Source organism: Mesorhizobium sp. M1334, assembly GCF_040317995.1.
Taxonomy (GTDB): Bacteria; Pseudomonadota; Alphaproteobacteria; order Rhizobiales; family Rhizobiaceae; genus Mesorhizobium.
In genome coordinates, this window is record NZ_JAMYLM010000002.1 from 373,822 (window position 1) to 387,500 (window position 13,679).

Annotated in this window: 11 protein-coding genes, 1 tRNA gene and 2 rRNA genes (1 of these 14 running past the window's edge); 9 read left to right on the top strand and 5 right to left on the bottom strand. The window is 61.9% G+C overall.

Annotation, left to right across the window (positions count from 1 at the left end):
- Nucleotides 1–53 precede the first annotated feature (53 nt).
- Nucleotides 54–716 (bottom strand): TetR/AcrR family transcriptional regulator, encoded by a 663-nt coding sequence (locus tag NKH17_RS05225; RefSeq protein WP_352802241.1) that lies wholly within the window; start codon nt 714–716, stop codon nt 54–56.
- 106 nt (nt 717–822) lie between these two features.
- Between NKH17_RS05225 and NKH17_RS05230 the strand changes: the two genes are divergently transcribed.
- From NKH17_RS05230 to NKH17_RS05240, 3 genes are read left to right on the top strand one after another with little or no spacing between them, the layout of a single operon-like run.
- A complete protein-coding gene (locus tag NKH17_RS05230) occupies nt 823–2,019 on the top strand; it encodes a Tm-1-like ATP-binding domain-containing protein (protein WP_352802243.1) in 1,197 nt (398 codons plus the stop codon).
- 11 nt (nt 2,020–2,030) lie between these two features.
- Entirely contained in the window at nt 2,031–2,870 is an 840-nt protein-coding gene (locus NKH17_RS05235) for a phosphoenolpyruvate hydrolase family protein (RefSeq protein WP_254816729.1), read from the top strand.
- Nucleotides 2,871–2,894: 24 nt separating this feature from the next.
- Nucleotides 2,895–3,320: a cupin domain-containing protein gene (locus NKH17_RS05240; protein ID WP_352476331.1), complete on the top strand. Its 426-nt coding sequence runs from the start codon at nt 2,895–2,897 to the stop codon at nt 3,318–3,320.
- A 6-nt stretch (nt 3,321–3,326) separates the two neighbouring features.
- On the opposite strand, the gene NKH17_RS05245 is transcribed toward NKH17_RS05240, so the two are convergent.
- Nucleotides 3,327–4,514: a M24 family metallopeptidase gene (locus tag NKH17_RS05245; RefSeq protein WP_254816727.1), complete on the bottom strand. Its 1,188-nt coding sequence runs from the start codon at nt 4,512–4,514 to the stop codon at nt 3,327–3,329.
- A 363-nt stretch (nt 4,515–4,877) separates the two neighbouring features.
- Here NKH17_RS05245 and NKH17_RS05250 point away from each other — a divergent pair, with 363 nt between their 5' ends.
- The 6 genes from NKH17_RS05250 (at nt 4,878) to NKH17_RS05275 (ending at nt 10,691) form a co-directional block, all read left to right on the top strand.
- Nucleotides 4,878–6,488 carry an ABC transporter substrate-binding protein gene (locus tag NKH17_RS05250; protein ID WP_352476329.1) on the top strand — a complete coding sequence of 537 codons (1,611 nt, stop codon included), beginning with the start codon at nt 4,878–4,880 and terminating at the stop codon, nt 6,486–6,488.
- Between the two features lie 268 nt (nt 6,489–6,756).
- Nucleotides 6,757–7,743: an ABC transporter permease gene (locus NKH17_RS05255; RefSeq protein ID WP_352897566.1), complete on the top strand. Its 987-nt coding sequence runs from the start codon at nt 6,757–6,759 to the stop codon at nt 7,741–7,743.
- Nucleotides 7,740–8,570, top strand: coding sequence for an ABC transporter permease (locus NKH17_RS05260; RefSeq protein ID WP_352897568.1), 831 nt, complete (start codon nt 7,740–7,742; stop codon nt 8,568–8,570). The genes NKH17_RS05255 and NKH17_RS05260 overlap by 4 nt, the downstream gene beginning before the upstream one ends.
- Nucleotides 8,567–9,400 (top strand): ABC transporter ATP-binding protein, encoded by an 834-nt coding sequence (locus tag NKH17_RS05265; RefSeq protein ID WP_352897570.1) that lies wholly within the window; start codon nt 8,567–8,569, stop codon nt 9,398–9,400. The genes NKH17_RS05260 and NKH17_RS05265 overlap by 4 nt, the downstream gene beginning before the upstream one ends.
- Nucleotides 9,397–10,188, top strand: a complete 792-nt coding sequence (locus NKH17_RS05270; protein WP_352897572.1) for an ATP-binding cassette domain-containing protein — start codon at nt 9,397–9,399, stop codon at nt 10,186–10,188. Before NKH17_RS05265 ends, NKH17_RS05270 begins: the two co-directional genes overlap by 4 nt.
- Nucleotides 10,185–10,691 carry an L-2-amino-thiazoline-4-carboxylic acid hydrolase gene (locus tag NKH17_RS05275; RefSeq protein WP_254816721.1) on the top strand — a complete coding sequence of 169 codons (507 nt, stop codon included), beginning with the start codon at nt 10,185–10,187 and terminating at the stop codon, nt 10,689–10,691. The genes NKH17_RS05270 and NKH17_RS05275 overlap by 4 nt, the downstream gene beginning before the upstream one ends.
- A 566-nt stretch (nt 10,692–11,257) precedes the next feature.
- Here NKH17_RS05275 and NKH17_RS05280 read toward each other — a convergent pair.
- From NKH17_RS05280 to NKH17_RS05290, 3 genes are all read right to left on the bottom strand, one after another.
- Nucleotides 11,258–11,334, bottom strand: a tRNA-Met gene (locus tag NKH17_RS05280).
- Between the two features lie 130 nt (nt 11,335–11,464).
- Nucleotides 11,465–11,579, bottom strand: a 5S ribosomal RNA gene (gene rrf, locus NKH17_RS05285).
- A gap of 96 nt (nt 11,580–11,675) precedes the next feature.
- Nucleotides 11,676–13,679, bottom strand: a 23S ribosomal RNA gene (locus NKH17_RS05290); it runs 803 nt beyond the window's last position.

Consider the following 13,679-nt stretch of genomic DNA (forward strand, 5'->3'; position numbering starts at 1 on the left):
CTGGTCGAACCAGATTGACGTTATCTAGCGGCCGACGTCGGCGCGATCCCATCTCATTCAGTCACCGATTCCGTCACCGCCGCGCGCACCAGAGCGCCGGCCGCCCATTGCGCGACCGACATCATGCGGCGGCTATCCAGTCCCCATATATCCTTCAAAACGATCAGCACCTCAACGCCGAAGATCAGCGACAGCGCCTGCGCGAGCCGCTTGAATTCGCGCGGCGGCAACTGGCCCTTGAGTGGCGCGATCGCATCCTTCAAAAGCTCGATGCGATGGCCGCGCGTGAAGGCCGGTTCGCCGCCCAGCGTGCCTGCCTGTCGCTGTGCCCACTGGTCGAGCGACAGTTTCAGCGCCGCCTTGAACGTCGCTTCGAAGGCCTCGATGCGTGGCATGGCGGTGTCGAACAGCTCGGCCACCCGGCGCTCCGGATCGGCAGAGCTCGATTGCCAGGTAAGGATCGGCCCGAGCCCTTCGTCGACCACCGCCTGCACCAGCGCCGCCTGGCTCGGAAAATACCGATAAGCGGTGGCGCGCGAGACTTCCGCTGCTTCCGCCACCTCGCTGACGGAGGGCGTGGCGCCCGCCTGCATCAGCTTTGTCGCCGTCTCCAGCATCAGCCGCTTGGTGCGCGCGCGGGCCCCGCGCTCAGCCCGCGGGCTGGCGCCTTGGCCGGCGTCGTCGTTCACTGTCGCTTGTTGACGTGAGACATCCATGTCAATACGATACGCGCGTCTCAAAAAATTGCAATGGCCCTTCGCCCATCGAACGGCCAGGCAAAGGGGCGGCAGCGCCGAACACGCCCAAGACCGGGGAAACGCGATGAAGCGCATCTATGTGGTGGGCACCGCCGACACCAAGGGCGAGGAACTCGCATTTCTGTACGATGCGGTCGCCGCTACCGGCGCTTCGATTGCCCGTGTCGACATCGGAACACGCGGCGCGACCGTGCCGGTCGACATTTCGGCCGACGAGGTCGCCAGCCACCATTCCGAGGGTCGCAATGCCGTGCTCGGCGTCGACGATCGCGGCACCGCTGTGGCGGCAATGGCTGCCGCCTTTGCCCGGTTTGTTCAATCGCGCAGCGACATTGCCGGGATTGTCGGCATCGGCGGCGGTGGCGGCACCTCGATCATCACCGCAGGCATGCGCACGCTGCCGCTCGGCCTGCCCAAGATCATGGTTTCGACCTTGGCTTCCGGCGACACCGGACCTTATGTCGACATCTCCGACATCATCATGATGCCGTCGGTGACCGACATGGCCGGCCTCAACCGGCTTTCCCGTGTCGTGCTGCACAATGCCGCCCAGGCGATATCAGGCATGGCGGCAAAGCCGGCGCCGCCGGCCGACGGCAGACCCTCGATAGGCCTGACCATGTTCGGCGTCACCACGCCATGCGTGACCGCGATCGCCGATGAGCTTCGTTCGACCTATGACTGCATGGTCTTTCATGCCACCGGAACCGGCGGCCGCACCATGGAAAAATTGGCCGACAGCGGCCTGTTGTCCGGCGTCATCGACATCACAACAACCGAAGTCTGCGACTTGCTGCTTGGCGGCGTGCTGCCGGCGACCGAAGATCGCTTTGGTGCCATCGCCCGCACCGGGCTGCCTTATGTCGGCTCGGTGGGCGCGCTCGACATGGTCAATTTCTGGGCGCCGCCGACAATTCCGGAACGCTATCGCGGCCGGCTGTTCTATGAGCACAATCCAAACGTCACACTGATGCGCACCACTGCCGACGAAAGCAGAACGATCGGCGAATGGATCGGTACAAGGCTGAGCCTCTGCCCGGGTCCGGTTCGTTTCCTCATTCCGGAGAAAGGCGTGTCGGCGCTCGACATCGAAGGCGGCGCCTTCTTCGACCCTGAAGCCGATGCCGCATTGTTCGAGGCGATCGAGCGTACCATCAAACCCGCCAAAACGCGGTGCGTGCTGCGCCTGCCGCTGCACATCAACGATCCGGAATTCGCCTGGGCCGCCACAACGGCCTTCCTCGACATCGCCAGACAGTGAGACACCAAGACATGGCCGCCATTCCGCGCAAGAAAATCCTGGAGAAATTCCGCATGATGATTGCGGATGGCGTGCCGATCGTCGGCGGCGGTGCCGGCACCGGCCTGTCGGCCAAGGCCGAGGAAGCTGGTGGCATCGACCTGATCATCATCTACAATTCCGGCCGCTACCGCATGGCCGGGCGCGGCTCGGCCGCCGGCCTGCTCGCCTATGGCAACGCCAACGAGATCGTCAAGGAGATGGCCTACGAAGTGCTGCCGGTAGTGAAGAAGACGCCGGTGCTGGCCGGCGTCAACGGCACCGATCCCTTCGTCATCATGCCGCTGCTTTTGGCCGAGTTGAAGACGATGGGCTTTTCCGGCGTGCAGAATTTTCCGACCATCGGCCTGTTCGACGGCCAGATGCGGCGGAGTTTTGAAGAAACCGGCATGGGCTTCGAGCTCGAAGTCGACATGATCGCCGAGGCTCACAAACTCGACCTGTTGACCACGCCCTATGTCTTCAACCCAGACGAGGCGCGCGCCATGACAACAGCCGGCGCCGACATCGTCGTCGCCCATATGGGGGTGACCACCGGCGGCTCGATCGGCGCGACGTCGGCTAAATCGCTGGACGACTGTGTCAGCGAGATCGACGCCATCGCCAAAGCGGCACGCTCAGTGCGCGAGGACATAATTCTGCTTTGCCATGGTGGGCCGATCTCGATGCCGGACGACGCCAGATATATTCTCGAGCGTTGCAAGGGCCTGCACGGGTTCTATGGCGCCAGTTCGATGGAGCGGCTGCCGGCGGAAGCCTCGATCGCCAGGCAGACGGCGGATTTCAAGGCCGTCACGTTCGGCGCTGCGTAGAGACCAGCAAAAGAAGGTGGGACGATGACCGACAACAGCAAGGTATTCGTATATCCAAAAGACGTCAGCGTCTTCGGCTTCGACTGGGGCAGGCTGTCGATGACGGTCGCTCCCGAAGTGAACGGCGCAAAGCGATTTTCCGGTGGTGTCGTCGACCTCCCGTCGGGCAAGGGCCATACGCGTCATAACCATCCGGGTGCGGAGGAGATCATCTTCGTCATCTCAGGCAATGGCGAGCAGATGGTCGAGGACGAGAAAGGCAACCCGGTCGTCGAGAAGGTCGGCCCCGGCTGCACCATCTATGTGCCGGAAAGCCGCTTCCACTCGACGCTTAATACCGGCGACGGGCCGATGCAGCTTTTCGTCGTTTACTCGCCGGCCGGGCCGGAACTGGCGTTGCGCGACCTGCCGGATTTCAGGCTGCTACCGCCAAGCGGGGAACTGAGATAGAAGCGCCTAACCCCCGCCCCTGTTCCAGCCCCGGCCCCGGTCGCCGAACATCACGTACCCTGTGTCGGTGACCGCCACCGTGTCCTCCAGCTTGATGAAGCCGCGCGTCGGGTGGAGCATGGTCGTCTCGACCGAAAGCACCATGTTCTTCTCCAGCGGCTTTGCGGCATAGGTGCCTTCATAGGTCACCGGATGGTTGGTCATCAGGAACGGCGCTTCATGCGTGATCAGCCCCATGCCATGCGCGAAGAAATCGGTATAGGGCGCAACCTTCGACTTCTTCAGCACACCTTCGGCATGAGAAATCATGTCACCGCCCAGCGTGCCCGCCTTGACCCTGGAGAAGGCCGCCTGCTGCACTGTCTCGATCTCGGCCAACAGATCCTCGAGTTCGGCGTCAGGCTCGCCCAGCACGCCCATGCGGCAAAGGTCGCCGATATAGCCGTGGTAGTTTCCGCCGGAATCGATCGACATCACCTCGCCCCGTTTCCACGCCTGCGGCGAGGCGGCGCGGTTGTGGCTGGAGCCTAGCGTCAACAGGCAATATTCGAAATGCGCGCCGCGATTGGTCTCCTCGCGCCTGAGCTGTTCGATGATCTCCCTCTTGGTCGTGCCTTCGCGTGCCCAGCCGATGGTCGCCAGCATGGAATCGGTGATCAGCTCGGAGGCGATGCGCAGCTTCTCCAACTCGGCCTCGGTTTTGATTGCCCGCATGCGCTCCAGCATATCAGTCGCATCGATCAGCTTGGCATCCGGCAGCGCGTTACGGATTAGCATATAGGCGTCGGACGGCAGGAAGGCGGGCTCGATGCCGATGCGGGCATTGCCCTTGCCGATCTTTCGCAAATGCTCGACCGCCAGATTGGCGGCATCGAGCGTGCCCCAGCAGGCGGCATGCAGTGTCGGCGTCCAGAATGGATGGTTCTGGTGCTCGCCGCCTTCCATGCGGTTGCCGATATAGGCGGCATGCTCCGGCCCACCTTTCTCATAGACGACGACAGGCAGATAACGGCTGTGGCCGATCGCATCCATGGCGGCGAAGAAGATGAACTTGTACCCACCAAGCAGATATTGCGTGTTGTGCTTGGAGGTGGCGAGCAGCACGTCGATGCCGGCCTCCTCCATCAGCCCGTCCACCCTGGACTGGTCGAACGGCACGCCGCCGACGGCATTTTTGCCTGGGGCAATGTTCATGTCTCTCTCCCTGAAATCCTTAGCTGGCCGCTCGCCGGCACCGGCTTTTCCGGCTCTGAACCTCGGCTATGCTTAAATCTGCATCATTTTGCCCGATCTGGTCCAGCCAGAACGGGCGAACCGGCCCAAAGCTGGTCCACCTGCTGCACTTTACTCCAGTCTGGGTCCTGCCAGAACCGCGCATCGAACCGTTTCTATACAACTGGTCCAACGGACGGAAATTTCAAAGCCACGTGAGGATGCGCCAATTCCGTCTTTGGCGAAACCCCGCACAAGGCCCATAATCAGCTTTGCAGGATGCTTACGAGCGTCCGAGGGGTACGGCGGACCCGGCCGGGTCCGCGGAGAGGACGGAGTTCGATCATGCCAGAGTTCACCATTTCCAGACGTACGATGCTTGCGGGTTCGGCATTGCTGCTGGCCTCCACCGCGATGCCGACGATCGGGTCGGCGCAGACGCCGAAAAAGGGCGGACGACTGGTTGTCGCCGCTGATTCCGAGCCGCGCAATCTCAATCCGGCGATCGTCGCCTCGAACGGCGTCTTCTTCATTTCGAGCAAGATCGTAGAACCCTTGGCTGAGGCCTCCTTTGACGGCAAGGACGGGCTCGATCCGCGCCTGGCGCTCAGCTGGGAAGGTGCCGCCGACGGCCTGTCGGTGACGTTCAAGCTGCGCGAGGGCGTCAAATGGCATGACGGTAAACCTTTCACCTCCGGCGATGTCGCGTTCTCGGCGCTGCATATCTGGAAGCCGCTGCAGAATCTCGGCCGCACCGTGTTCAAGGATCTGGAGGCGGTCGACACGCCGGACGAAGCCACCGCCGTGTTCAAATTCGCCAAGCCGACACCGTTCCAGCTGATCCGCAACGCCTTGCCGGCGCTGAGCAGCGTGGTGCCCAAGCACATCTACGAGACCGGAAAGATCGAGGACAACCCGGCCAACAACGCCCCGGTCGGCACCGGCCCGTTCAAATTCGCCGAATACAAACCCGGCGAATATTACCGGCTGGAGAAGAATACGGATTATTGGGGCAAGGACGAGCCCTATCTCGACGAGATCATCTATCAGGTGCTGCCGGACCGCACAGCAGCGGCCAGCGCGCTCGAGGCCGAAGAGATCCAGCTCGCCGCCTTCTCCGCCGTGCCCCTCGCCGATCTCGACCGCATCTCCAAAGTGCCCGGCCTCAAGGTGATCACCAAAGGCTACGAAGGGCTGACCTACCAGCTCGTCGTCGAGATCAACCATCGCCGCAAGGAGCTGGCCGACCTGAAAGTGCGCCAGGCGATCGCTCACGCCATCGACAAGGATTTCGTCGTCAAGACGGTGTTTCTCGGCTATGCCGCCACCGCCACTGGCCCGGTGCCGAAAAACGACCCGCAATTCTACACCGCCGACGTGCCGACGTACGCCTTCGACGTCGCCAAGGCCAACACCTTGCTGGACGAGGCCGGCTACAGCCGAGGCGATGACGGCAAGCGCTTTTCACTGAAACTGCTGCCGGCGCCCTATTTCAACGAGACCAAGCAGTTCGGCGACTATCTGCGCCAGGCGCTCGCCGCCGTCGGCATCGACGCTCAGCTGGTCAACAACGACTCGGCCGCGCATATCAAGGCTGTTTACACCGACCACGCCTTCGACCTTGCGGTCGGGCCGCCGGTGTTCCGCGGCGATCCTGCGATCTCGACCACCATCCTGGTGCAGAGCGGCATTCCAGACGGCGTGCCCTTCTCCAACCAGGGCGGCTATAAGAACGCCGAACTCGATGCCCTGATCGCCAAGGCATCGGAGACGCTCGACACCGCCGCCCGCACCGGACTCTACAAGGAGTTCCAGAGAAAAGTTGCCGCTGACCTGCCACTGATCAACGTCGCCGAATGGAGTTTCATCAGCGTCGCACGTGATACGGTCAAGAACATCGCCAACAATCCGCGCTGGGCGGTATCGAACTGGGCGGACACTTGGCTGGAGGGGTAAGGAAGTCTCTCCAGACTTGCGCGCCGCTTGTGTGCTCAGCTTCAACGATGAGAGCTTTTTCGCGCCCCCCTCTGTCCTGCCGGACATCTCCCCCACAAGGAGGGAGATCGGCTGTCATTGTCGCTTTCGCCAATCTCCACCGTTGCAAGACGGCCGGCAACGCCGAAGCTGCCAATCTCCCTCCTTGTGGGGGAGATGTCCGGCAGGACAGAGGGGGGCGCCGTAGAGCGCGGCACGCAAGACTTGGCTCTCCTATCGGCGTTATGCCATGACCCGCGCTGTCATCCTCGTTCGCCGCCGTCTCGTCGGCAGCATCTTCGTGCTGCTGATTGTCGTCATCGGCACCTTCCTGTTACTCGAAGCCGCTCCCGGCGACGCGGTCGATGCCTACATCGTCTCGACCGGCGGCGACGCCGGGATGATCGAGCTGTTGCGTCACCGCTGGGGTCTCGACCAGACGGAACTGACGCGGCTCGCCAATTATCTTTGGGCGCTGCTGCATCTCGATCTCGGCCAATCGGTCACCTTTTCGCGGCCGATCCGCGACGTCATCCTCGAGCGCCTGCCCAACACGCTGCTGTTGATGGGCAGCGCCACCGCGCTCTCCTTCGGTCTCGGCTCGGCACTCGGCATCTATGCCGGCGCCAGGCCCGGCAGTTTTCGCGATCGCTTTCTGTCCATCGGTTCGCTGGCGCTCTATGCCGTGCCGGGCTTCTGGCTTGGGCTGGTGCTGATTATCGTCTTTGCCGTCGACCTGCGATGGTTTCCGATCGGCGGGATCGAGAGTATCGCCTCGGCCCGGACCGGCCTCGATCGCGCCGCCGATATCGCCCGCCATCTCGTCCTGCCGGTTTCGGCGCTCGGCTTCATCTATCTCGCGCTCTATCTGCGCATGATGCGCGCCGGCATGACCGAGGTCTGGCGACAGGATTTTGTGCTGGCCGCCCGCGCCAGAGGACTTTCCCGCCGCCGCATCGTGCTCGCTCACGTCGCCCGCAATGCGCTGTTGCCGCTGGTCACCATGCTTGGCCTGCAGTCCGCGCAAATGTTGGGCGGCAGCGTCGTTATCGAAAGCGTCTTTTCCGTGCCAGGCCTTGGCCGGCTGGCGCAGGAAGCGGTGGCGGCACGCGACACGCCGTTGCTGCTCGGCATCATTCTCATCAGTGCCGTCCTGGTCGTCATCATCAACCTTCTCGTCGACATCGCCTACGCCGTCCTCGATCCGCGCGTCGGGGCCAGTGAGGCCGGCGCGTGAGCCCGCTTCGCCGCTTTCTTAGCACGCCGGAAGCGATCGCCGGCGCGGTCATCCTGACGGCGCTGTCTGCCGTGGCGCTTGCCGCACCTTTGTTCTTTCCGAGCGATCCGCAGGCCATTGCCGGGCCGGCATTGCTGTCGCCGTTGCAGGACTGGTCGCTGCCACTCGGCACCGACCGCCTCGGCCGTGACGTGCTGGCCGAGCTTTTCCACGGCGCCCGCACCTCGCTGGCGGTCGGCCTGGCAGCAGCAGCCACCGCGCTTGCCATCGGCGCCGTAATCGGCACGTTGGCCGGTTTTGCCGGCGGCCTTGTCGACGAGGTACTGATGCGCATCACCGACGCTTTCCAGACCGTCCCATCCTTCCTGCTGGCTTTGGCTTTCGTCAGCATCGTCGGGCCGTCGCTCGGCGTCGTCGTCGCTGCGATCGCGCTGGGCGCCTGGACCGGACCGGCACGCGTGGCGCGGGCCGAAGTGCTGTCGATCCGTGAGCGCGATTTTGTTGCCGGCGCCCGCGTCATCGGCATGCATCCGCTGGAGATCGCCTTTCGCGAGGTGCTGCCCAACGCGCTGCCGCCGGTACTGGCGTTGTCGTCGGTGATCGTCGCCGCGGCTATTCTCACCGAAGCGGCATTGTCTTTTCTCGGCCTCGGCGACCCCAATCGCGTGACCTGGGGCGGCATGATCGCCGAAGGCCGCGCCGTGCTGCGCACCGCGCCCTTCCTGTCGATGATTCCGGGTGTAGCACTCGTGCTGACCGTGCTCGGCGTCTATCTCGCCGGCGAAGGCGTCGTCGAGACCGCGGCGGTGAGAAAGAGCCTGTCGTGACGGCGCTTGCTTCGATCCGCAATCTGACGGTGACCTATCGCCGCGACGGCACCGAGGTGGCGGCGCTGAGACATATCAGCTTCGATGTCGCCGCCGGCGAGCGCCTCGCCATCATCGGCGAGAGCGGCTCGGGCAAGAGCACGTTGGCGCTGGCGATTGCTGGGCTGCTGCCGGCCACTGCCAAGAGCGGCGGAGCGATCGAGTGGCAGATGACGGAATTTCGATCGTCTCATTCGAAAGACCGTCAGTCTTTCCTTGTTCTCAATAGCCTTCCTCTCGGAGGCCGTGATATCGGCTTCGTTTTCCAGGACCCATCCGCCACTCTCGATCCGGTCATGCCAATCGGCAGGCAGATCGCGGAAGTCGCGCGCACCCATCTCGGACTTGACTGGCGACACGCCTATGCCAGAGCAAAAACCTTGCTCGAACGGGTCCGTCTGCCCGACCCCGATGCCGCTCTGCGCGCCTTTCCACATCAGCTCTCCGGCGGCCAGAAGCAGCGCGTGGCGATCGCCGCCGCGATCGCGGCCGGGCCGAAACTGCTGATCGCCGACGAGGCGACCAGTGCACTGGACACCATCGTGCAGGCCGAAATCGTCGGGCTGATCCGGCGACTGGTGGTCGAGGACGGCATGACGCTGCTGTTCATCAGCCACGACATTGCGCTGGCCGCTGAGCTTGCAGAGCGCATCGCGGTATTCCAGCATGGCGAGCTGCTCGAGCTAGGTGCGACGGCGCAGGTGATCAGTGCGCCGCGTCACGCGTACACAAGGGCGCTGCTCGACGCCAATCTCGGTCTCGACGCCGAGCCGCTGCTGCAGCGAACATGACCAGTCCACTGCTCGCCGTTTCCGGCCTGACCAAACGATACAGTAGCGGCGGCAAGATCATCGCCGCGGCCGACGATGTTTCCCTCCACATCGAGCATGGTGAGACGCTGGCGCTGGCTGGACCTTCCGGCAGCGGCAAATCGACGATCGCTCGGCTCATACTGCGGCTCATCGAAGCCGATGCTGGCCGAATCGAGTTTGAAGGCAGTGATTTCCTGTCGTTGAACGGCGCTGCGTTGCGCGACCGGCGCGCTCGTCTGCAGATGGTGTTTCAGGATCCGCTCGCCGCCCTGAACCCACGCGCCACGGTGGCGCGTGTGCTCGACGACCCCTTGCGCATCCATCACATTGCCTCTCGCGCCGAACGCCCGCGCCGTATCGCCGCTCTGCTGGAACGCGTCGGCCTCAGCGCCGGTCTCGCCGGCCGCGCCATTCACGAAATCTCCGGCGGTCAGCGCCAGCGCGTTGCAATCGCCCGCGCCATCGCCACGAAACCGTCGCTGGTCGTGCTCGACGAGGCGGTGTCGGCGCTCGACGTGTCGGTGCGCTCGCAGATCCTGCAGTTGCTGCTTGATCTTCAACGCGAGGAGCGCATCGCCTATCTGTTCATTTCGCACGATCTCGGCGTCGTCCGTGCCATCGCCCACCGCATCGCCATTCTGGACGGCGGGCGGATTGCCGAGAGCGGCGATGCCCGCACCGTCATCGACGCGCCGCAATCCGCGATCGGCAAGGCGCTGGTGGCGGCAGCGCCAAGACTGTCGAGGATCGAACGGGACGCATCATGACCGACGCCGAAGCCCGAGCCGAAAAACTGTCACGCGAACTCGATTCCGCCTTCCGCAACCGCGCCGATCTCTATCGTCTGTTGCTCGACGAACTGACCGCGGAAGTTGGCGCGGAAAAAGCCGAGGCGATCATGATCCGCACCATTGAACGGCGAGGCAGGGAGGTTGCGGCGGCGGCCTTCGCCGATTTCGGCCCCAACGACGCACCGGCGATCGGCGAGGCGTTCCTGGCCGTCAGCCCGGATGGCGGTCGCATGTATCCGACCGACGTCGAACGCGGTCCGGACCGCATCGCCTTCAAGGTCAGGCGCTGCCCGCTGAAGGACGCCTGGCTCGAAGCCGGCGTCGACGACGAGAAACTCGCCACGCTCTGCCGCATCGCCGGCGCCTTCGATCGCGGCCTGTTCGAGGCCACCGGGGTACGCTTCGACAATGTCACCTGGACACCGGGCCACGGTTTCGGCTGCTGCCACATCGCTTTGACCAACCGGGATGCCGGTTAGAGCTGCAACTCGAGCCACGTCGGCGAAGACGTAGAGTTCCGTTCCGTTGGGCAGCACGGAGCCAACAAAAACTCCCGGCGGCATAAGGCCACGGCAATCAAATCAATCCGAGACTTGTCGGATTGCGGCATCCTTGTTCGTCTTCTGTAGGGGAGTTCCTGGAAGTGAATTATGAGCGAATTGCCGGTGGTCAAAACGAAACGCAGAGGCAAGACCCTTACGCAGAGCGTGCTGATCCCAACGGAGAAAATGGTCGCTGACGAGCTCCGGGCTGCACGACCTGCCCACTTGTCGGACCTTGCAGAGTTGCGACGTAAGCTCGCGGCAAAATACGGAGCAGACGCCTGCTGCCCGGTGACTGTGCGGCGGCACTTGGTGCATATCAGTCAAGACGGCAGCGCGCCCTTTTGGCGCGTCGTAAATCCCGATCGGCCATTCGCCCGACGCATGAGAGGTGGATCGGAGCACATACGCGAAAAATTGGCCGCGGAATGCTAAGTGTCCCCTGTCGCCGTACTTCAGTGCATACGAAAACGGCCCGCACAAGGCGGGCCGTTTTCGTATTTTGGTTGCGGGGACAGGATTTGAACCTGTGACCTTCAGGTTATGAGCCTGACGAGCTACCGGGCTGCTCCACCCCGCGTCAACCCTAAAGGTAAGCCTTGGCTCACCGAATTCAAGCTTCCGCCAAATGAAAGGGCCGCTTGCGCGGCCCGGAGTCCCGTTGGCGGGCCTGTTCGTAAGGAGAAGATTAAACAACGTGCGCTTGGCAGACCTGGCAGCGACCTACTCTCCCGCGTCTTGAGACGAAGTACCATCAGCGCTGGAGCGTTTCACGGCCGAGTTCGGAATGGGATCGGGTGCAGCCGCTCCGCCATAACCACCAGGTCGGCAAAACGCACGTTGCTCGAGAAGCTGTTTTCTGTGCCATCCATCTCGGCGCAATCCAAGGATTGTCGCCAGAAATGGGCATTAGGAATGAGAACGATCAAGCCGATCGAACTATTAGTACCGGTAAGCTTCAAGCGTTGCCGCTCTTCCACACCCGGCCTATCAACGTGGTCGTCTTCCACGGTTCTCAGGGAATACTCGTTTTAAGGTGGGTTTCCCGCTTAGATGCCTTCAGCGGTTATCCCGTCCGGATATAGCTACCCTGCTATGCGGCTGGCGCCACAACAGGTCCACCAGAGATCCGTCCATCCCGGTCCTCTCGTACTAGGGACAGATCCTTTCAATATTCCTACACCCACGGCAGATAGGGACCGAACTGTCTCACGACGTTCTGAACCCAACTCACGTACCGCTTTAAATGGCGAACAGCCATACCCTTGGGACCTGCTCCAGCCCCAGGATGCGATGAGTCGACATCGAGGTGCCAAACAACCCCGTCGATATGGACTCTTGGGGGTCATCAGCCTGTTATCCCCGGCGTACCTTTTATCCGTTGAGCGATGGCCCTTCCACGCGGGACCACCGGATCACTATGACCGACTTTCGTCTCTGCTCGACTTGTCAGTCTCGCAGTCAGGCAGGCTTATGCCATTGCACTCAGCGAACGATTTCCGACCGTTCTGAGCCCACCATCGCGCGCCTCCGTTACTCTTTAGGAGGCGACCGCCCCAGTCAAACTACCCACCATACATTGTCCCGGACCCGGATAACGGGCCGCGGTTAGACATCCATAGTGATAAGGGTGGTATTTCAAGGGTGGCTCCACCTGAGCTGGCGCCCAGGTTTCAAAGCCTACCACCTATCCTACACATGCCACTACGAATGCCAATGTAAAGCTATAGTAAAGGTGCACGGGGTCTTTCCGTCTAACCGCAGGAACCCCGCATCTTCACGGGGAATTCAATTTCACTGAGTCTATGCTGGAGACAGCGGGGAAGTCGTTACGCCATTCGTGCAGGTCGGAACTTACCCGACAAGGAATTTCGCTACCTTAGGACCGTTATAGTTACGGCCGCCGTTTACTGGGGCTTCGATTCAGAGCTTGCACCCCTCCTCTTAACCTTCCAGCACCGGGCAGGCGTCAGACCCTATACGTCGTCTTGCGACTTCGCAGAGCCCTGTGTTTTTGATAAACAGTCGCTACCCCCTGGTCTGTGCCACCCTCCCATGCTTGCGCATGAAAGGGTCACGCTTCTTCCGAAGTTACGCGTGCAATTTGCCGAGTTCCTTCAGCATAGTTCTCTCAAGCGCCTTGGTATACTCTACCAGTCCACCAGTGTCGGTTTCGGGTACGGTCTATAAGGAGGAGCTATTTCCTGGAACCACGCAGCAGCCCTTTCAATCCGATAAGATTGGACTACCTCAATGATCCGTCACTTCCTCCAGGCCCACGAATATTAACGTGGTTCCCATCGTCTACGCATTTCTGCCTCGACTTAGGGGCCGGCTAACCCTGCTCAGATTAGCTTTAAGCAGGAACCCTTGGACTTTCGGCGGGGGAGTCTCTCACTCCCCTTACGTTACTCATGTCAGCATTCGCACTTCTGATACCTCCACCATCCCTCACGGGTATGGCTTCATCAGCTTACAGAACGCTCCGCTACCGCTTGCATTGCTGCAAACCCTAAGCTTCGGTGTATGGCTTTAGCCCCGTTACATTTTCGGCGCAAAGACCCTTATTTAGACCAGTGAGCTGTTACGCTTTCTTTAAATGATGGCTGCTTCTAAGCCAACATCCTGGTTGTTTTGGGATCCTCACATCCTTTCCCACTTAGCCATAACTTGGGGACCTTAGCTGTAGGTCAGGGTTGTTTCCCTTTTCACGACGGACGTTAGCACCCGCCGTGTGTCTGCCGACTATTACTCCCAGGTATTCGGAGTTTGGTTAGGTTTGGTAATCCGGTGAGGACCCCTAGCCCATCCAGTGCTCTACCCCCTGGGGTATTCGGTCGACGCTCTACCTAAATAGATTTCGCGGAGAACCAGCTATTTCCGAGTTTGATTGGCCTTTCACCCCTAGCCACAAGTCATCCCGAA